This is a genomic window from Serratia ficaria (genome assembly GCF_900187015.1).
Classification (GTDB): Bacteria; Pseudomonadota; Gammaproteobacteria; order Enterobacterales; family Enterobacteriaceae; genus Serratia; species Serratia ficaria.
On record NZ_LT906479.1, the window covers coordinates 2,367,700 to 2,385,711 of the forward strand.

Consider the following 18,012-nt stretch of genomic DNA (forward strand, 5'->3'; position numbering starts at 1 on the left):
ATTTTAGCGCAACAGCGCTACCTGAGGACACAGCATGTTAAGTATCAAGAATTTGAAAGTCAGCGTGGAAGGCAACGAGATCCTCAAGGGATTGGACCTGGAGATCAAACCGGGTGAAGTGCACGCCATCATGGGGCCGAACGGCTCGGGCAAGAGCACGCTGTCCGCTACGCTGGCCGGGCGCGAAGAGTATGAAGTGACCGAAGGCGACGTCAGCTTCAAGGGCAAGGATCTGCTGGAGCTGGATCCGGAAGATCGCGCCGGTGAAGGGGTGTTTCTGGCGTTCCAGTATCCGGTGGAAATTCCCGGCGTCAGCAACCACTTCTTCCTGCAGACCTCGGTCAACGCGGTGCGCAAATATCGCCAGCAGGAGCCGCTGGACCGCTTCGACTTCGCCGATTTTATCGAAGAGAAAATCGCGCTGCTGGATATGCCGCCCGATCTGCTGACCCGCTCGGTCAACGTCGGCTTTTCCGGCGGTGAGAAAAAACGCAACGACATCCTGCAAATGGCGGCGCTGGAGCCGGATTTGTGCATCCTGGATGAAACCGATTCCGGCCTGGACATCGACGCGCTCAAGATCGTCGCCAACGGCGTCAACTCGCTGCGCGACGGCAAACGCGCGTTCATTATCGTCACCCACTATCAGCGCATTCTGGATTACATCAAGCCGGACTACGTACACGTGTTGTCCCAGGGACGCATCGTTAAATCCGGCGATTTCTCGCTGGTGAAACAGCTGGAGGAGCAGGGTTATGGCTGGCTTGCCGACGAACAATAATTCACGCGCGCTGCAGCAGTTGTACAGCCTGTTTGAAGCCCGCGGCGGCGAACACTCCGCCCATGCGCTGGCGCACTGGCAGCAGGCGCTGCGCCTGGGCTGGCCGACGCGCAAGCATGAGAACTGGAAATACACGCCGCTGGAAGGATTGCTGGAGCAGCAGTTCCTCGAACCGCAGGCCGAGGCGGTCAGCACGGCGCAGCGCGACGCATTGGCGCTGGATATCGACGCTTACCGACTGGTGTTTGTCGACGGCCGCTACAGCGAAGCGCTCAGCGACAGCCAACTGGGCGATTACCAGTTCGATCTGGCCGCCTACGGCATTCCGCAGGCGCTGCCGGAGCCGATTCAGCCGGAGATTTTCCTGCACCTGACCGAGAGCCTGGCGCAGGAAACCAGCATCATCCGCCTGGCTGCCGGCAAGGTCGCCGAACGCCCGCTGTACCTGCTGCATATCAGCAGCGGGCGCGGCGGCGAGGGTGAGGTGAATACCGTGCATCATCGCCATCATCTGGAGATTGCGCGCGGCGCCGAGGCCGAGGTGATCGAACATTATGTCAGCCTGGACGGCGCCGCGCATTTCACCGGCGCGCGCCTGACCGCCAACGTGGCGGACAACGCCGGGCTGCGTCACTGCAAGCTGGCGTTCGAAAGCCGGCCGAGCTATCACTTCGCGCATAACGATCTGGTGATCGGCCGCGACGCGCGGGTGAAAAGCGACAGCTTCCTGCTGGGCGCCGGCTTGACCCGCCACAACACCAGCGCGCAGCTGAACGGCGAAGGCAGCGAGCTGGCGATCAACAGCCTGGTGCTGCCGGTCGGCAAAGAGATATGCGATACCCGCACCTACCTGGAGCACAACAAGGGCTACTGCGAAAGCCGCCAGCTGCATAAAACCGTGGTCAGCGACCGCGCCAGGGCGGTGTTCAACGGCATGATCAAAGTGGCCAAACACGCGATCAAGACCGACGGCCAGATGAACAACCACAACCTGCTGTTGGGCAAGGTGGCGGAGGTGGACACCAAGCCGCAGCTCGAGATCTACGCCGACGACGTCAAGTGCAGCCACGGCGCCACCGTCGGGCGCATCGATGAGGAACAGCTGTTCTATCTGCAGTCGCGCGGCATCGGCAAGCACGCGGCGCAGCAGATGATCATCTTCGCCTTCGCCGCCGAACTGACCGAAGGCATCGCCAATGAAACCATCCGCGAATGGGTGCTGGCGCGCATTGCGCAGCGCCTGCCGGGGGAGGCCGCATGAGTTATCCGATTGAGCGCGTGCGCAGCGATTTTCCGCTGCTGGCGCGCGAGGTCAACGGCAAACCGTTGGCCTACCTCGACAGCGCCGCCAGCGCGCAGAAGCCGCAGGCGGTGATCGATCGCGAGCTGGACTTCTATCGCCACGGCTACGCCGCGGTGCACCGCGGCATTCATACCCTGAGCGCCGAGGCGACGCAGGAGATGGAGGCGGTGCGTGAAAAGGCGGCGCGCTTTATCAACGCCGGCTCGGCGGAAGAGATCGTGTTCGTCAAGGGCACCACCGAGGGCATCAACCTGGTGGCCAACAGCTTCGGCCGCCATTTGCTGCAGCCGGGCGACAGCGTCGTCATCACCGAGATGGAACACCACGCCAACATCGTGCCCTGGCAGATGCTGGCGCAGGAGCGCGGGCTGGATCTGCGGGTCTGGCCGCTGCAGCCGGACGGCACGCTGGATCTGGCGCAGCTGCCGGGCCTGATCGATCCGTCGACCAGGCTGCTGGCGCTCACTCAGGTGTCCAACGTATTGGGCAGCGTCAACCCGGTGCGCGAGATCATCGCCCGGGCCAAGGCGCTGGCGCCGGCCTTGAAGGTGCTGGTGGACGGCGCGCAGGCGGTGATGCACCAACGGGTCGACGTACAGGCGCTGGACTGCGATTTTTACGCGTTCTCCGGCCACAAGCTGTACGGGCCTTCCGGCATCGGCATTCTGTACGGCCGCCAGGCGCTGCTGCAGCAGATGCCGCCGTGGGAAGGCGGCGGGGCGATGATCCAACAGGTCAGCCTGACCAACGGCACCACCTTCGCCGAACCGCCGTGGCGCTTTGAGGCCGGTTCGCCCAATACCGCCGGCATCATGGGGCTGGGGGCGGCGATCGACTACGTCAATGCGCTGGGGCTGGAGGCGATCCACGACTACGAGCAATCGCTGATGCACTATGCGCTCGAGGCGCTGCGGCAGGTGCCGACGCTGAAAATCTACGGCCCGACGGCTCGCGCCGGGGTGATAGCCTTCAATCTGGGCGAACACCATGCCTACGACGTCGGCAGCTTCCTCGATCAGTACGGCATCGCCATCCGCACCGGCCATCACTGCGCTATGCCGCTGATGGCGTTTTATCAGGTGCCGAGCATGTGCCGCGCCTCGCTGGCGTTATATAATACGCGGGAAGAGGTGGATCGGCTGGTGGCCGGTCTGCAGCGTATTCATCAGCTGTTGGGCTAGGCCGGGGTTAGCCCCGGCATGACTGAAAGGATCCTCATGGCGAATTTGCCGGACAAAGATAAATTGGTACGTAATTTCTCCCGTTGCCTGAATTGGGAGGAGAAATACCTGTACGTGATCGAACTGGGCGCCAAGCTGCCGGCGCTGGATGACGCCGAGCGGCAGCCCGGCAACCTGATTTCCGGCTGCCAGAGCCAGGTGTGGATTGTGATGAGCACCGATGAACAGGGGCAGGTTGAATTTCACGGCGACAGCGATGCGGCGATCGTCAAAGGGCTGTTGGCGGTGGTGTTTGTTCTTTATCGTCAGCTGACCCCGCAGCAAATTGTCGAACTCGACGTGCGGCCGTTCTTCGCCGAACTGGCGCTCAGCCAGCATTTGACGCCGTCGCGCTCCCAGGGGCTGGAAGCGATGATCCGCGCTATCCGCAACAAGGCCGCTCAGCTGCTCTGAGCCGCTTCCCATCGAAGCTACCAAGACTCGTTGATGCATTTTCTTTGTCAATGAGTCTTTACAATCCCTCTCCGCTGTCCCGCAGTGCGGGCTAAACCATTGACATTTCAGCAGCTTACCCATTGACGAACCGCTGACAATCACGCAGGGTGATTACGTTATAACGTGTTGATTTTTAGAGGAGTTATTGCCTTTGTTGCCAGCGTTGCTAGTATTAATCAGGTATTGTCTGATTTACCCACAGCCAAGTGCTCGTTAGCCTTGAGGCCGAACCGTAATAAAAATATAGGGATGATAATGAAACGTGCGTTGAGTTTAATGGGCATGCTGTTCGCCACCGTTCTGACCGGCACGCAAGCCGCCAGCGCGACCGAATATCCGCTGCCGCCGCCGGACAGCCGCCTGATCGGCGAAAACACCACCTATACCGTGCCGAACGACGGCCGGCCGCTGGAAGCGATTGCCGCCGATTACAAGATTGGCCTGCTGGGCATGCTGGAGGCCAACCCGGGCACCGATCCGTTCCTGCCCAAGCCGGGCACGGTATTGACCATCCCGACCCAGATGCTGTTGCCGGACACCAAGCGCGAAGGCATCGTGGTCAACCTGGCCGAGCTGCGTCTTTACTATTATCCGAAAGGCGAGAACAAGGTGATTGTCTATCCGATCGGCATCGGCCAGACCGGCATGCATACGCCGCTGCAGGTGACCTCGGTCAGCCAGAAAATCCCCAACCCGACCTGGACGCCAACCGCCAACATCCGCAAGCGCTATCAGGCCAAGGGCGTAACCCTGCCGGCGGTGGTGCCGGCCGGCCCTGAAAACCCGATGGGGCTGTTCGCCATGCGTCTGGCGATGGGGCACGGCGAATATCTGATCCACGGCACCAACGCCAACTTCGGCATCGGCATGCGCGTCAGCTCCGGCTGCATTCGCTTGCGTCCGGATGATATCGAAGCGCTGTTCAACATGGTGCCGCGCGGCACCCGCGTGCAGGTGATCAACGATCCGGTGAAAATCTCGATGGAGCCGGACGGCAAACGCTATGTGGAAGTGCACCAGCCGCTGTCGCGCGTCGAGAACGACGATCCGCAGACCATGCCGATCGCCCTGTCGAAGGACGAGAAAGCCTTCGCCGCCGACGGGCAGACCGATCGGGGCGTATTCGACAGCGCGGTTGTACGCCGCTCTGGCATGCCGGTACTGGTTAACGTGGGGCAGAACCCCTCTGAGGTGAGTTTGACGCCTGAAGCGGCGCCTGCGGCGAATAAGAGCCCATTCAAAGGCGGCGCGCCGATCAGCTCGGTGAATTAAGCCGGATTGACTGACTCGGGGTTCAGCTTGCTGAACCCTTTTTTTTTGCGCTGGAGAGGGGAGCATGGCGCAAACGAAAAAAAACGGCGCACAGTGTGCGCCGTTTTCAATAACCGAAGCTAACTTACTTTTTGTAAGCGTGTGCTTGGTTGTCCAGACGCTGGTTAGCGCGTGCTGCGTCGTCTTTAGCAGCTTGAACGTCAGAACGCATTGCGTTCACGTCGTTGCTCAGCTGGTCAACTTTAGCGTTCAGAGTCTGAACGTCAGAAGACAGTTGATCGATTTTAGCGTTGCTAGAGCAGCCTGCCAGCATAGTGGAAGCCAGGATTACCGCGCCCAGTACCAGTTTAGTACGATTCATTATAACACCCTCTAGATTGAGTTAATCTCCATGTAGCGTTACAAGTATTACACAAACTTTTTTCGAAAGAGAATAATTTTTTTGTATTGGAGTGCTTTATTTTGATCGTTCGCTCAAACTTACATCTGCTTTTACAAAATGGTTAAAAAAACGAGGGAAAACAGCCGGATTCCATGGGACAACTCCTATTTGCAATTAGCCAAATAATGAGCAGCGTGCGGTTGCGTTTTTGAGAAAATAGTTTACTACTGCTAAAAAAAACGCCGCAAAGCGGCGTTTTGATCAAGGAAATTATGTCACGTTTTATATTATAGCACGTGAACCGAGGCCGTATTGGTGGTGCCGCTCGGCACCAGAGCGCCGGAAACCATCACCACCACGTCGCCTTTCTGCGCCAGGCCGCTGGCCAGCGCGGCTTCTTTGCCGATGCGGTAGAAGTCGTCGGTAGAGGCGATTTCCTTTACCATCTGCGGGATCACGCCTTTGCTCAGGATCAGCTGGTGGGCGGTGACTTCGTTGGTGGTCAGCGCCAGGATCACCGCGTTCGGGAAGTATTTGCGCACCGATTTGGCAGACTTGCCGCCGCTGGTGGCGACCACGATCAGCGGCGCGTCCAGTTTTTCCGCGGTTTCGACCGCGCCGCGGCAGACGGCTTCGGTGATGCGCAGCTTGCGGTTGTCGTTCAGGCTGTCGATGCGGCTCGGCATGACGCGATCGGTGCGCTCACAGATGGTCGCCATGATGCCGACCGCTTCCAGCGGATATTTGCCCTTGGCGCTCTCGCCGGACAGCATGACGGCGTCGGTGCCGTCCAGAATGGCGTTGGCGACGTCGCCGGCTTCCGCGCGGGTAGGGCGCGGGTTCTTGATCATCGAATCCAGCATCTGGGTGGCGGTGATCACCACTTTGCGCGCGCGGTTGCATTTCTCGATCATCATCTTCTGAGCGAAGATCACTTCTTCTACCGGGATCTCCACGCCCAGGTCGCCGCGGGCGACCATGATGCCGTCGGAGGCTTCGAGGATTTCGTCGAAGTTGTTCAGGCCTTCCTGGTTTTCAATCTTGGAGATGATCTGGATCTGCTCGCCGCCGTGGGCCTTCAGGTGTTCACGAATTTCCAGCACGTCGGAACGCTTGCGGATAAACGAAGCGGCAACGAAGTCGACGCCTTGTTCGCAGCCGAAGATCAGGTCGCGCTTGTCTTTTTCAGCCAGCGCGGGCAGCTGGATGGACACGCCCGGCAGGTTAACGCCTTTGTTTTCGCCCAGGTCGCCGTTGTTCAGCACCTTGCAGACCACTTCGTTTTCGGTCACGTGGGTGACTTCCATGCCGATCAGGCCATCGTCCACCAGCACGGTGTTGCCGATTTTCAGGTCAGCGGAGAAGCCGGCGTAGGTCACCGCAACGCGTTCGTTGTTGCCGATCACGCTCTGGTCGGTGGTGAAGGTGAAGGTCTGGCCGGCGACCAGAGAGGCGTCTTTGCCGCCTTCCAGCTTCATGGTGCGGATTTCCGGGCCTTTGGTATCCAGCAGGATGCCGGCGTTCATACCGGTTTTGGCCATCACGGCGCGCATGTTCTTGATGCGGTTGCCGTGCTCTTCATAGTCGCCGTGGGAGAAGTTGAGACGCATGACGTTCATGCCCGCGTTCAACAGATTGGTCAGCATTTCTTCCGATTCGGTTTTTGGACCGATGGTACAAACAATTTTGGTCTTTTTCATGACGGAGTTTTCTACAAGTTGTGATGGATAAAAAAACGAATAAAACCAGTGGTGGAACCACGGGTATGGAATTTGAGTCGTGCCTGGTGGTGCAAAACATAGTTAAGGATAGGTGACGACAGTCGAAGTGGTGCGGAAAAATTCGGCCCGCGCCGGGGTGCGGGGATGCTGCGCAACGGGATGAGATGAAAATGTGTTGTTATTGCGTTTTCGCAGATCAAGGGCTGAAACCATTCAACTGAAAGACGTTGCGCATTATAAAGGCTAAGCGGCGGGAAACAAAATAAAAAACCGAGCGGCGGGGCCGGATCCGTCAAATCGGCAGCAAATGTGGCGCAAATGCAAATCGGCAGGGGGCAGTTGTTGCGCAAATAACCTTGCTGTGAATGAAGTCTTTACCGCGGCCGGGTTATTTCCAGCAGCGAGCCGGCGGCCAGGCAGAAGCAGCCGCTGGCGACGCGGGCCGCAATCTCGATGCTTTCACCGGCTGTCAGAAGGTGCTGATCGCCGCCGACGGTGAATTCGAACTCGCCTGACAGCACCCGGGTTTGCAGCGCGCAGTCGCGTTTTTGCAGCTGGCCGAAAGCGCCGGCGTCGAAGCGCACTTCCACCGCCGCCAGGCCGTCGCTCATGGTGCCTTCGCGCCGGGCCAGGCCATTGTCCAGCGGCTGAAACGCGGTCTTGGCGATAAATGTGGTCATGGTGCGCTCCTGATAGGCGAAGGTCGGAAGGGTAACGACGTGCCGGATGACGGGGTCGAGTCGGGACAGATTAACGGAAATCTTGCAAACGCGGGAGAGAACCGGAGAAAGCAATTTTTGGTGCGTCCGAGTGGACTCGAACCACCGACCCCCACCATGTCAAGGTGGTGCTCTAACCAACTGAGCTACGGACGCACTGCACTGCTTCAGAATTTGGTGCGTCCGAGTGGACTCGAACCACCGACCCCCACCATGTCAAGGTGGTGCTCTAACCAACTGAGCTACGGACGCACTGAACTGCTTCAGGAATTTGGTGCGTCCGAGTGGACTCGAACCACCGACCCCCACCATGTCAAGGTGGTGCTCTAACCAACTGAGCTACGGACGCATATTTTCCTGTCTGTCATGGCTGACAGCGGGGACGAATATTAACGAGCTACCTGCGCGCTGGCAAGGGGAAAAACGCAATTTCATTCGGTATTTCACGCGATTGCTGCGCTTGTGTGCAGTAAGGCGGTTTTTTCCGCAAACTCTGATGAGGAAGCCACCGGCCGGGCAGGCGCCGGCCGGTGGCATGCTTAGCGGGTGGAGCGCTGCAGGATCAGCGCGGTCGGCTGCTTTTGCAGCCAGCGCATGCGCAGCGCCATCATGATGGCGGCGAAGGTCAGCCCGATGATAAAGCCGATCCAGAAGCCGCTCGGCCCCATCGCCGGCACCAGCATGTCGGTCAGCGCCAGCAGATAGCCGCTCGGCAGCCCCAGCACCCAGTAGGCGATAAAGGTGATGAAGAAGATCGCGCGGGTATCTTTATAGCCGCGCAGCACGCCGCTGCCGATCACCTGGACCGAGTCGGAGATCTGGTAAATCGCCGCCAACAGCATCAGCTGCGACGCCATCGCCACCACCGCCGGGCTGTCGTTGTACAGCAGGGCGATCGGCTCGCGGAAGGCGGCGGTGAACAGCGCGGTGCAGGTGGCCATGACGATGCCGACGCCGATGGCGGAGTAGGCGGCCACCCGCGCGCCCTCGACCGAGCCTTCACCCAGCCGGTAGCCGACGCGAATGGTGGCGCCAACCCCGAGCGACAGCGGCAGCACGAACATCAGCGCGCTGAAGTTGAGCGCAATCTGGTGGCCGGCGACCGACACTATCCCCAACGGCGACACCAGCAGCGCCACCACGGCGAACAGCGTCACCTCGAAAAACAGCGCCAGCGCCACCGGCATGCCGATGCCGATCAGGCGTTTCAGCGCCGCCCAGTCCGGGCCGCCGCGATCGCCTTCCAGCCGTTTGATGTCGCGCTGCGACGGCGCGCGTTTGACGTACCAGCGCATCATCAGGAACATCAGCCAGTAGACGCTGCCGGTGGCCACGCCGCAGCCGACGCCGCCCAGCTCCGGCATGCCGAACTTGCCGTAGATGAAGATATAGTTGATCGGAATGTTCACCAGCAGGCCGATAAAGCCGATCACCATGCCCGGTTTGGTTTTGGACAGCCCTTCGCACTGGTTGCGCATCACCTGGAAGAACAGATAGCCCGGCGCGCCCCACATGATGGCGTGCAGATAGCCAACCGCCTTGTCCGCCAATTGCGGATCGATGTTGTGCATCATGTCGATGACGAACTTGCAGTTGTACAGCACCGCAATCAGCAGCACCGAGACGCCGGAAGCCAGCCAGAATCCCTGGCGCACCTGGTGGGCGATGCGATCGCGGCGGCCGGCGCCGTTGAGCTGGGCGATCACCGGGGTCAGCGCCAGCAGCAGGCCGTGGCCGAACAGGATCGCCGGCAGCCAGATAGAGGTGCCAACCGCCACCGCCGCCATATCCGTGGCGCTGTAGGCCCCGGCCATAATGGTATCCACCACGCCCATGGCGGTTTGCGATATTTGCGCGATGATTACCGGAATGGCGAGAGCCAATAAACTACGCGCTTCAATTAAGTACTTCTGCACGCATACACCTTTTCTATTATTTATGATGGAGGGAGGGTCGTCGCGAGAGGACAACAATTAAAAATAGCGGAATTTTGTCAAAAAGAGTGTACCTGCTCGGCGTGGTTAAGCCAACGTTGTGATCGAATAGTTATTAAATGCGCAGACGCAGATTTTTTGCCGCGGCGGATTTGGTTTTCCGCGCCAACTGGGGCAAACTGCCGGAAGCGCTTTTAACACATTCAGCAAGAAGAGGCTTACATGTTCACCGGTATCGTACAGGGCACAGCGCCGCTGGTCGCCATTGATGAAAAACCCAACTTCCGCACCCACGTGATTGAAATGCCGACCGAGCTGCTGCCGGGGCTGGAGCTGGGCGCCTCGGTGGCCCACAACGGCTGCTGCCTTACCGTGACGGCGGTCGAAGGCAACCGCGTCAGTTTCGATTTGATCAAGGAAACGCTGCGCCTGACCAACCTTGGCGAACTGGCGTTGGGCGACGTGGTCAACATTGAGCGCGCGGCGAAATTCAACGATGAAATTGGCGGCCATCTGATGTCCGGCCATATTATCTGCACGGCGGAAGTCGCCAAGATTTACACCTCGGAAAATAATCGCCAGGTGTGGCTACGCATGCCGAATGCCGAATTGATGAAATATGTCCTGCATAAAGGGTTTATTGGCATCGACGGTATTAGCCTGACCATCGGCGAAGTGGTGAATAACCGTTTCTGCGTGCATTTGATCCCGGAAACGCTGGAGCGCACCACGCTGGCCAAAAAGCGTCTGGGCGATAAAGTGAATATCGAAATCGACCCGCAGACGCAGGCGGTGGTTGACACCGTCGAGCGGGTGCTGGCCAGCCGCGAGGCGACCCTGGCGGCGGCGATGGCGCCGGCGCATAAAGACTGACCGCGGTTCGGGCGTTGACGCCGGGATCGCATCCTAACCAGAGAGGAGAAACGCGTGAAGTTTTATGGGAAAACGTTGATGTTAACCGCGCTGTTGGCGCTGAGCGCCTGCAGCAGTTCACCGGAGAAGGGCGCAACCGCTCAGGCGACCGACGCGGACGATACCTGCGGCGCTGCGCAGTATCAGAGCTATGTCGGCAAACCGATGTCCTCGCTCGAGGGCCTGCGGATTGAGTCCCAGGTGCGGGCAATTCCGTACAACTCGGCGGTGACCATGGACTTCAACCTGCGCCGCCTGAATTTCCTCGGCGACAGCGACGATAAAATCATCCGCGTCTATTGCGGCTGATGCGCGGTTCGGCGCCTGGTAAATAAAAACGGCCCCGGCGATTAACCGGGGCCGTTTTTTTATCGCGCGCAGCCGCTCAGCGCGAGACGCGAATACCGCCTTCGACCCCTTTAGGGCTGAATACCACCTGCCACAGTTGAATATCACGCGCCCGGAAGGCGCCGGCGCAGGCGTTCAGATAATAGCTGAACATGCGTTCGAAACGTTCGGAATAACGTTGAGCCAGCTGCGGCCAGGCCTGTTTAAAACGTTCGTACCAGGCCATCAGCGTGCGATCGTAATCGGCGCCGATATTGTGCCAGTCTTCCATCACGAAATGTCCCTCGCTGGCCTGGGCAATATGGGTGACCGACGGCAGGCAGCCGTTCGGGAAGATATATTTGTTGATCCAGGGATCAACATTCATATCTGTCCGGTTGGAACCGATGGTATGCAGCAGGAACAAACCGTCCGGTTTTAAATTGCGCTCCACCACGTTGAAATAGGTGCGGTAGTTTTTTGGCCCGACGTGTTCGAACATGCCGACGGAAACGATACGGTCAAACTGCTGATGCAGGTCGCGATAATCCTGCAGCAGGATTTCCACCTCCAGCCCGGCGCAGCGTTCCTGCGCCAGCTTCTGCTGCTCGGCGGAAATGGTCACGCCGACCACCGAGACGCCGTAGTTTTTCGCCGCAAAGGCGGAGAGGCCGCCCCAGCCGCAGCCGATATCCAACAGCCTCATTCCCGGCTGCAGCTGCAGTTTCTCGCAGATCATGCGCAACTTGGCTTCCTGCGCCTGTTCCAGCGTGGCGGCGTCCTTCCAGTAAGCGCAGGAGTATTGCATATAAGGATCGAGCATCAGGGTAAACAGATCGTTGCCTAAATCGTAATGCTCTTTGCCGACTATCCAGGCGCGTTTTTTCGACTGCAGGTTGGTTAATCGCGCGGCGGCGATGCGCAGCGTGTCTTTAAGATGGTGGGGGAGTTTCCTTTCCAGCCCGGCATTGACCACGCGTTGAAAGAATATATCCAGCCGTTCGCATTCCCACCAGCCGTCCATATAACTTTCGCCCAGCCCCAGAGATCCTTCCTGCAGCACGCGTTTAAAAAAGTTGGGGTTTTTGACCTGAATATCGAAGGGCCGCGATCCGTTTATTTCAATACCGGCCATGCCGAGCATTTCATGTGCGATACGGTACCATTGGTTGTCCTGGATGCTCAGATCTTCTATACACGATGAACTCATAGCTTCTCCATCACCTTCTTCTGACTGATGACCCGCTAGGAAAAAGCTTAGACAATTTCTGCGGGTGCATACGTTTCCCGACGGTAAAATTACCCGCGGCGTCTGATATCCGACTATGAACAGAGGAAAATTTTAAGAAGGCTCCAGCGCAAGGGGCGCGGGAAAAACTCATCCTTAAAAAAGTGTGACGCAATACGCGAACACAATAGCGACTTGAGATATAGAGATTATAAAGTGTTACTTTAAAAGGTTGTTTTTGAGTATAGGCGTGCCGAGGCGCTTACTCAACCGTAAATCGCACTCGGCAAAAATATTCTTTAAGTGACTATTAGCTCTGGCAATTATGACGCAGGGTTAGCATGTTCCCGCGGCGCGCGCTGCCCCGCATCGGCCGCTTTCCCGCGCTGCAGCCAATAGCCCAACGCGGCCAATACCACCGTTGACACCATCACCGTTACCGTCGCCGGCAGCGGCTGCGCGATAAACGCCGAGACCAGCATGCTGGCGACGAAGCACAGGCCCAGCTGCAGGGTATTCTGCAGCGCCGCGGCCTTGCCGCTGCTTTCCGGGAACGGCGTCAGCGCATTCGCCACCATAATCGGGTAACCGGCGCCGTTGACCAGGGCCATGATGCAGAACGGGATCAGCAGGCTGGTCAGGGTCGGTTCGGTCAGGGTGGCCACCAGATACAACGCCACCATGCTAGCGCCATAGGTTACCAACAGCCACGGCAGCAAGGTTGTACCGTTGATGCGCTTTAACGCGGTGCGGCAGCCATAGCCCCCCAACAGGAAGGCCAGGGTTTGCGGCACATAGCTCAGGCCAATATCGTTCGGGCCGTAGCCCATGTCGCCGAGGATAAACGGCGAACCGGTCAGCCAGGCGAAAAATCCGGCCGAGCAGGCGGCGAACATGGCGACGTTGCCGCTGAACACCGGGGATTTCAACAGCTGCCAGAAGCTGACGCCGCGGTTCTTTTCGGCCGCGATGGGCTGCGGCCTGGCGCTTTCTTTCAGCAGCAGGGTCGGCAGCAGCAGCAGCAGGGCGATGCCCAGCAGCACGGCGAAGATCATCCGCCAGCCGGCGTGGTTCAACAGCCAGGCGCCCAGCAGCGGCGCCAGCGCCGGCGACAGCGCGACCAGCGGCATGATGGTGGCGAACACGCGGTTGGCCTTGCCGTCGCGGTAGCGATCGACCACCAGCGCCTGCCAGGTAACGGCGGCGGAGCAGACGCCGATCGCCTGAATAAAGCGTAACGACCACAGCTGCACGGCATTTTGCACCCACAGCATGCCGAGGCAGCCGAGGGCGAACAGCGCCAGGCCGATCAGCAGCACCGGCTTGCGGCCCAGGTGGTCGGAGAGCGGCCCCCACAGCAGCTGCGCAAAGGCGAAGCCGGCCAGAAAGATGCTGAGGCTGGCGCTGATGGCGCCGGCGGAAATTTGCAGCTCTTCCCGCATGGCGCCGAAGGCCGGCAGGTACATGTCGGTCGCCAGATAACCCAGCATGCTCAGGCCGGCGAGATAGAACATAAAGCCAAAGGAATTTCGCATGGTATTTCTCGTTGGTATTTTGTTGTCGCAGGTTTTTAGCGCCGGCAAGTGTATCCGGCTGGATCTCTGCTTGTGAAACGGTAATATTTGCAAACTGCTGTTAAAAAAATTGAAGGCAAGACGATGTGGTCTGAATATTCTCTGGAAGTCGTGGACGCGGTGGCCCGCACCGGCAGTTTCAGCGCGGCGGCGCAGGAGCTGCACCGGGTGCCCTCGGCGGTCAGCTATACCGTGCGTCAGCTGGAGCAATGGCTGGCGGTGCCGCTGTTTGAACGGCGCCATCGCGATGTGGAACTGACGCCGGCCGGCGCGCTGTTCATCAAGGATGCGCGGGTTGTCATCAAAAAAATGCTCGACACCCGCCGCCAGTGCCAGCAGGTGGCCAACGGTTGGCGCGGCCAGCTGAAAATCGCGGTGGACATCATCGTCAAACCGCAGCGCAGTCGCCAGCTGGTGCTGGATTTCTATCGTCACTTTCCCGATGTCGAATTACTGATGCAGCCGGAGGTGTTTAACGGCGTGTGGGATGCGCTGGTCGACGGGCGGGCGGAGATGGCGATCGGCGCAACGCGCGCGGTGCCGGTCGGCGGCGGCTTCGCCTTCCGCGACATGGGCGACATGAACTGGCTGTGCGTGGTCAGCCCGCAGCATCCGCTGGCGCTGCTGAGCGGCCCGCTGAATGACGACCAGCTGCGGCCTTATCCTTCGCTGTGCCTGGAAGATACCTCGCGCAGCCTGCCGAAGCGCGTGACCTGGACGCTGGACAACCAACGGCGGCTGGTGGCGCCGGACTGGACCTCGGCGCTGGACTGCCTGTGCGCCGGGCTGTGCGTCGGCATGATGCCGGCCCATCGGGCGTTGCCGCTGGTGCGGCGCGGGGAGCTGGCGGCGCTGCAGCTGCAGCAGCCTTTTCCCGCCAGCCCGTGCTGCCTGACCTGGCAGCAGGATAAGCCGTCGCCGGCGATGGCCTGGCTGCTGGACTATCTGGGGGACAGCGAAACCCTGAATCAGGAATGGCTGAGCGAAGCGGCGCCGGAGGCCGGGCGGGCTTCCGGCGGCGGGGATTAACGGCGGTAGTCGACGAACGGGCCGTCGGCGACCGAACGGCGCTCGATCAGTTTCGGATGCACCTCGATCACCTGCGATTCCTCGCGCTTGCTGATGATGCGATCCAGCAGCATGGTGAAGGCCATTTCGCCCAGGCGTTCCTTCGGCTGGTGGATGGTGGTCAGCGCCGGCGTGAAGTAGCGGGCGTTGCGCACGTTATCGTAACCGATCACCGAAATGTCCTGCGGCACCCGCAGCCCCAGTTCGTCGGCGGCGCAGATGGCGCCCATCGCCATGATGTCGCCGCCGCAGAACACCGCGGTCGGACGCTGTTTCTGCGACAGGATCTGATGCATGGCCTTGTAACCGGACTCCGGCTCAAAGTCGCCCTGTACGATCCATTCGTCGCGCACCTCGATATTGGCTTCCTGCATCGCCTTCAGAAAGCCCTGATGTCGCCCGCCGCCGGTGTTGCGCGCCAGCTGCCCAGGAATGGCGCCGATGTCGCGGTGGCCGCGCTCAATGAGATAACGGCCGGCCAGATAACCGCCCTCGAAGGCGTTGTCGATGATGGTGTCGGTAAAATCGCCGCGCGCCGCGCCCCAGTCCATCACCACCATCGGGATATTGCGGTAGTCTTCCAGCATGCCCAACAGCTGGTCCGGGTATTCCGAGCACATCACCAGCAGGCCGTCGACGCGCTTTTGCGCCAGCATCGCCAGATAGGCGCGCTGCTTGTCCAGGTTGTTATGCGAGTTGCACAGGATCAGCGTGTAGCCTTTGCTGTAGCAGCTGTTCTCCACCGCTTCGATCACTTCGGCAAAATAGGGCGCCTCGCTCGAGGTGGCCAGCAGGCCGATCGACTTGGTGTGATTGACCTTCAGGCTGCGCGCCACGGCGCTCGGCGAGTAATGCAATTCTTTGATCGCGGCCCATACGGCCGCTTTGGTTTCTTCGGCGACGAAACGAGTCTTATTGATGACGTGCGAAACGGTGGTGGTGGAAACGCCAGCGCGTTTGGCCACATCTTTAATCGTTGCCATGTAAGAAATGACTCCTGAACTCACATGTTGCAGCATGTAAGTGTGATGTTAATCGTTTGCCTGCGTAGATCCTTCTCCAGAGAAGCGAAAACCGAGTTTTTAATGTGTTGAAGTCTTCAGCGCTGGTCAGGAGGGGCATTGTTGCCGGTACGCAGTTGTGAACTGCGAATTTTGTCGCATATTGAGCAAAAGGGGAAGAGGTAATCGGCATTATAAACCGGGAAATGATAACAAGATTTTATTGGCGAACTGTGGGAAAATGATTTGACGTACTAATTGTACGCCTTTTATCCTTGGGAAAGCCTATCTGAGAAGGAGTAGTAATGGATACCGATCTGAAGATGTCGCTGTTCACCACCCTGTGTGCGCTGGCCGTGATCATTGCCTTCAGCTTCACCGCTGCGCTGAACTGAATTCCCGGCATTAACAGGCGCAGCTTGCTGCGCCTCGTCGCTTTCCCCGCGGTTATCCCCGTTCTTCTGCAACAAACGTCCCGTTCGCCAACGCCTGGAGGTTCTCCGGCCACTTCGGCCGCGCTAAGTATTAACGAATGGTTTTCGGCGTGACGACCCGGCGCGCGCCGATATAGTGGTTCTGCCAGTAGTCGTTGTCGAGCTGGCTGATGCGGATCTCTTCACCGGTGCGCGGCGACTGGATGAATTTGCCGTTGCCCAGATAAACCCCAACGTGATCGGCCACGCCGCGGTTGTTGATGCGGAAGAACACCAGATCGCCGCTTTCCAGCTCGCTTTTCTTGATGGGCGCGGCGTCGCGCAGGTGATACATCTCATTGGCGGTGCGCGGCATCTTGATTTTCACCACGTCCTTATAGGCGTAATAAATCAGGCCGCTGCAGTCAAAGCCGGTACGCGGCGAGCTGCCGCCCCAGCGATAAGGCTTGCCCATTTGATCCATCAGCTTGGCCATGGCGGTTTGCTTGGCGTGTTGATAGCGTTTTTTATGCGCCGGGCTGAGCTTCAGCGGCTTATCGTCGTGCACCAGTTTGGCGGTAGCCATCCCGGCACTGCGGTGGCGGCCGTAGCCTTTTTTGTAACCCTTCTTCGGTGGGGTCACCTTAATTTTGGCGATTTTTTGGGATTTGGTTTTCGATTTGGCGCTGACGATCTTTTTGGCCGTTTTCTCTGATTTGGTCTTGGCGACCTTGGTTTTTTTCTCTGGGGCCGCCACTTTCACTTTTTTGCTGGCCTTGACCGCTTTCTTTTTCTTGCGATCGTCCGGCCGCGCTTCATTGACATGGCTCTTGCGCTGCTCGGCGGCAATACGCGCCTGCGGCGCAGCGTGCGCCAGATTGAAGAATAGCTGCGTAAACAACAGCACAAAAAGCGTAAGAATTAAACGCATGTCGACGTCACCAGCCTTGGCCCCGAAACGGATATCGAAAGAGTCACAGTATTCCCGAATTTCGCCATATAAAACAGCGGAGAACTCATAAATAATAATCCATATTGTGAGAAAACGTTAATAGCCTTTTTTTTGGTTTAAAATCAGCCCGTTGATGTATAAAAAATCATCAGTCTCGCGTTGCGGTTTTAATTAAACGCCGGGCGGGGGGCGACGAAATATATTAGTGAAATGGTCGGATTAAAAATGTTATTCTGAGCCTAAGTTTTAACCGGAATGGCGTTGCCGGTGAGGCGCGATCGGCACAGGGCGAATGTCCTTGCAAAAGATGGCGTTTTCTTGCGACTGTTCCAGCCGCTACAATAGCCCGTGTGATGCATGTTGTAGCCATGAGATGTGGCTTGAGGAAGCAATAAATGACGACGACGATTGAAAAAATTCAGCACCAGATCGCTGAAAACCCTATTTTGCTGTACATGAAAGGCTCGCCAAAACTGCCGAACTGCGGTTTTTCCGCACAGGCCGTGCAGGCGCTGTCCGCCTGCGGCGAACGCTTCGCCTACGTTGATATTCTGCAGAACCCGGACATCCGCGCCGAGCTGCCCAAGTACGCCAACTGGCCGACCTTCCCGCAGCTGTGGGTTGACGGTGAATTGGTCGGCGGTTGCGATATCATCATCGAAATGTATCAGCGCGGCGAGCTGCAGCAGCTGATCAAAGAAACCGCAGAGAAATACAAAGAGCAGGAAGACCAGCAGCCTTAATCGGCG

General features: G+C 58.7%; 18 protein-coding genes and 3 tRNA genes. 10 read left to right on the forward strand and 11 right to left on the reverse strand.

Annotated elements, in window-relative coordinates:
* The first annotated feature begins 34 nt into the window (after window positions 1-34).
* From sufC to CKW09_RS11220, 5 genes are all read left to right on the forward strand, one after another.
* Window positions 35-781 (forward strand): Fe-S cluster assembly ATPase SufC, encoded by a 747-nt coding sequence (gene sufC / locus CKW09_RS11200; protein WP_061795513.1) that lies wholly within the window; start codon window positions 35-37, stop codon window positions 779-781.
* Window positions 756-2,042, forward strand: a complete 1,287-nt coding sequence (sufD, locus tag CKW09_RS11205; protein ID WP_095097267.1) for a Fe-S cluster assembly protein SufD — start codon at window positions 756-758, stop codon at window positions 2,040-2,042. Before sufC ends, sufD begins: the two co-directional genes overlap by 26 nt.
* A complete protein-coding gene (gene sufS, locus CKW09_RS11210) occupies window positions 2,039-3,265 on the forward strand; it encodes a cysteine desulfurase SufS (RefSeq protein WP_095097270.1) in 1,227 nt (408 codons plus the stop codon). The genes sufD and sufS overlap by 4 nt, the downstream gene beginning before the upstream one ends.
* Window positions 3,266-3,301: 36 nt before the next feature.
* Window positions 3,302-3,718, forward strand: coding sequence for a cysteine desulfuration protein SufE (sufE, locus tag CKW09_RS11215; RefSeq protein ID WP_061795516.1), 417 nt, complete (start codon window positions 3,302-3,304; stop codon window positions 3,716-3,718).
* 297 nt (window positions 3,719-4,015) lie between these two features.
* Entirely contained in the window at window positions 4,016-5,032 is a 1,017-nt protein-coding gene (locus tag CKW09_RS11220) for a L,D-transpeptidase family protein (RefSeq protein WP_061795517.1), read from the forward strand.
* A gap of 124 nt (window positions 5,033-5,156) precedes the next feature.
* Here CKW09_RS11220 and CKW09_RS11225 read toward each other — a convergent pair whose 3' ends face one another.
* The 7 genes from CKW09_RS11225 to CKW09_RS11255 form a co-directional block, all read right to left on the reverse strand.
* Window positions 5,157-5,393, reverse strand: coding sequence for a major outer membrane lipoprotein (locus tag CKW09_RS11225; RefSeq protein WP_061795518.1), 237 nt, complete (start codon window positions 5,391-5,393; stop codon window positions 5,157-5,159).
* A gap of 308 nt (window positions 5,394-5,701) precedes the next feature.
* Window positions 5,702-7,114: a pyruvate kinase PykF gene (gene pykF / locus CKW09_RS11230; protein WP_061795519.1), complete on the reverse strand. Its 1,413-nt coding sequence runs from the start codon at window positions 7,112-7,114 to the stop codon at window positions 5,702-5,704.
* A gap of 395 nt (window positions 7,115-7,509) precedes the next feature.
* Complete coding sequence (locus CKW09_RS11235; protein WP_095097273.1) at window positions 7,510-7,815, reverse strand: cupin domain-containing protein; 306 nt, start codon at window positions 7,813-7,815, stop codon at window positions 7,510-7,512.
* Between the two features lie 118 nt (window positions 7,816-7,933).
* Window positions 7,934-8,010: transfer RNA gene (locus CKW09_RS11240), tRNA-Val, on the reverse strand.
* A gap of 19 nt (window positions 8,011-8,029) precedes the next feature.
* Window positions 8,030-8,106 (reverse strand) — tRNA-Val (locus CKW09_RS11245).
* Between the two features lie 20 nt (window positions 8,107-8,126).
* Window positions 8,127-8,203, reverse strand: a tRNA-Val gene (locus tag CKW09_RS11250).
* Between the two features lie 190 nt (window positions 8,204-8,393).
* Window positions 8,394-9,770: an MATE family efflux transporter gene (locus tag CKW09_RS11255; RefSeq protein ID WP_061795539.1), complete on the reverse strand. Its 1,377-nt coding sequence runs from the start codon at window positions 9,768-9,770 to the stop codon at window positions 8,394-8,396.
* Between the two features lie 240 nt (window positions 9,771-10,010).
* Between CKW09_RS11255 and CKW09_RS11260 the strand changes: the two genes are divergently transcribed.
* Window positions 10,011-10,661 carry a riboflavin synthase gene (locus CKW09_RS11260; RefSeq protein ID WP_061795540.1) on the forward strand — a complete coding sequence of 217 codons (651 nt, stop codon included), beginning with the start codon at window positions 10,011-10,013 and terminating at the stop codon, window positions 10,659-10,661.
* 54 nt (window positions 10,662-10,715) lie between these two features.
* The gene (locus CKW09_RS11265) at window positions 10,716-11,009 is read left to right on the forward strand and encodes an I78 family peptidase inhibitor (protein WP_174524335.1); all 294 of its coding nucleotides are present in this window, start codon (window positions 10,716-10,718) and stop codon (window positions 11,007-11,009) included.
* 76 nt (window positions 11,010-11,085) lie between these two features.
* Here CKW09_RS11265 and cfa read toward each other — a convergent pair whose 3' ends face one another.
* On the reverse strand, window positions 11,086-12,237 hold the full coding sequence (cfa, locus tag CKW09_RS11270; protein ID WP_061795542.1) for a cyclopropane fatty acyl phospholipid synthase: 1,152 nt from the start codon (window positions 12,235-12,237) through the stop codon (window positions 11,086-11,088).
* Window positions 12,238-12,578: 341 nt separating this feature from the next.
* Window positions 12,579-13,790, reverse strand: coding sequence for a purine nucleoside transporter PunC (punC, locus tag CKW09_RS11275; RefSeq protein ID WP_095097276.1), 1,212 nt, complete (start codon window positions 13,788-13,790; stop codon window positions 12,579-12,581).
* A gap of 123 nt (window positions 13,791-13,913) precedes the next feature.
* On the opposite strand from punC, the gene punR reads away from it, so the two are divergent.
* Window positions 13,914-14,858, forward strand: coding sequence for a DNA-binding transcriptional activator PunR (gene punR, locus CKW09_RS11280; RefSeq protein ID WP_095097279.1), 945 nt, complete (start codon window positions 13,914-13,916; stop codon window positions 14,856-14,858).
* Here the strand turns inward: punR and purR are convergent.
* Window positions 14,855-15,880, reverse strand: coding sequence for an HTH-type transcriptional repressor PurR (gene purR, locus CKW09_RS11285; protein ID WP_061795545.1), 1,026 nt, complete (start codon window positions 15,878-15,880; stop codon window positions 14,855-14,857). The two genes, punR and purR, sit on opposite strands and share 4 nt — an antisense overlap.
* Before the next feature lie 323 nt (window positions 15,881-16,203).
* On the opposite strand from purR, the gene cydH reads away from it, so the two are divergent.
* Window positions 16,204-16,293 carry a cytochrome bd-I oxidase subunit CydH gene (gene cydH / locus CKW09_RS11290; RefSeq protein ID WP_095097282.1) on the forward strand — a complete coding sequence of 30 codons (90 nt, stop codon included), beginning with the start codon at window positions 16,204-16,206 and terminating at the stop codon, window positions 16,291-16,293.
* Window positions 16,294-16,423: 130 nt separating this feature from the next.
* Here the strand turns inward: cydH and CKW09_RS11295 are convergent, their stop codons facing one another.
* Window positions 16,424-17,242 (reverse strand): C40 family peptidase, encoded by an 819-nt coding sequence (locus tag CKW09_RS11295; RefSeq protein ID WP_061795546.1) that lies wholly within the window; start codon window positions 17,240-17,242, stop codon window positions 16,424-16,426.
* Between the two features lie 416 nt (window positions 17,243-17,658).
* On the opposite strand from CKW09_RS11295, the gene CKW09_RS11300 reads away from it, so the two are divergent.
* Window positions 17,659-18,006 (forward strand): Grx4 family monothiol glutaredoxin, encoded by a 348-nt coding sequence (locus tag CKW09_RS11300; protein WP_061795547.1) that lies wholly within the window; start codon window positions 17,659-17,661, stop codon window positions 18,004-18,006.
* Window positions 18,007-18,012: the final 6 nt, after the last annotated feature.

What these genes read in the sequence shown, in the direction of transcription:
- sufC (WP_061795513.1), top strand. Translation starts at nt 35, where the DNA reads ATGTTAAGTATCAAGAATTTGAAAGTCAGCGTGGAAGGCAACGAGATC.
- CKW09_RS11295 (WP_061795546.1), bottom strand. Translation starts at nt 17,242, where the DNA reads ATGCGTTTAATTCTTACGCTTTTTGTGCTGTTGTTTACGCAGCTATTC.
- punC (WP_095097276.1), bottom strand. Translation starts at nt 13,790, where the DNA reads ATGCGAAATTCCTTTGGCTTTATGTTCTATCTCGCCGGCCTGAGCATG.
- punR (WP_095097279.1), top strand. Translation starts at nt 13,914, where the DNA reads ATGTGGTCTGAATATTCTCTGGAAGTCGTGGACGCGGTGGCCCGCACC.
- cydH (WP_095097282.1), top strand. Translation starts at nt 16,204, where the DNA reads ATGGATACCGATCTGAAGATGTCGCTGTTCACCACCCTGTGTGCGCTG.
- CKW09_RS11260 (WP_061795540.1), top strand. Translation starts at nt 10,011, where the DNA reads ATGTTCACCGGTATCGTACAGGGCACAGCGCCGCTGGTCGCCATTGAT.
- pykF (WP_061795519.1), bottom strand. Translation starts at nt 7,114, where the DNA reads ATGAAAAAGACCAAAATTGTTTGTACCATCGGTCCAAAAACCGAATCG.
- sufS (WP_095097270.1), top strand. Translation starts at nt 2,039, where the DNA reads ATGAGTTATCCGATTGAGCGCGTGCGCAGCGATTTTCCGCTGCTGGCG.
- CKW09_RS11220 (WP_061795517.1), top strand. Translation starts at nt 4,016, where the DNA reads ATGAAACGTGCGTTGAGTTTAATGGGCATGCTGTTCGCCACCGTTCTG.
- cfa (WP_061795542.1), bottom strand. Translation starts at nt 12,237, where the DNA reads ATGAGTTCATCGTGTATAGAAGATCTGAGCATCCAGGACAACCAATGG.
- CKW09_RS11300 (WP_061795547.1), top strand. Translation starts at nt 17,659, where the DNA reads ATGACGACGACGATTGAAAAAATTCAGCACCAGATCGCTGAAAACCCT.
- CKW09_RS11225 (WP_061795518.1), bottom strand. Translation starts at nt 5,393, where the DNA reads ATGAATCGTACTAAACTGGTACTGGGCGCGGTAATCCTGGCTTCCACT.
- purR (WP_061795545.1), bottom strand. Translation starts at nt 15,880, where the DNA reads ATGGCAACGATTAAAGATGTGGCCAAACGCGCTGGCGTTTCCACCACC.
- sufE (WP_061795516.1), top strand. Translation starts at nt 3,302, where the DNA reads ATGGCGAATTTGCCGGACAAAGATAAATTGGTACGTAATTTCTCCCGT.
- CKW09_RS11235 (WP_095097273.1), bottom strand. Translation starts at nt 7,815, where the DNA reads ATGACCACATTTATCGCCAAGACCGCGTTTCAGCCGCTGGACAATGGC.
- sufD (WP_095097267.1), top strand. Translation starts at nt 756, where the DNA reads ATGGCTGGCTTGCCGACGAACAATAATTCACGCGCGCTGCAGCAGTTG.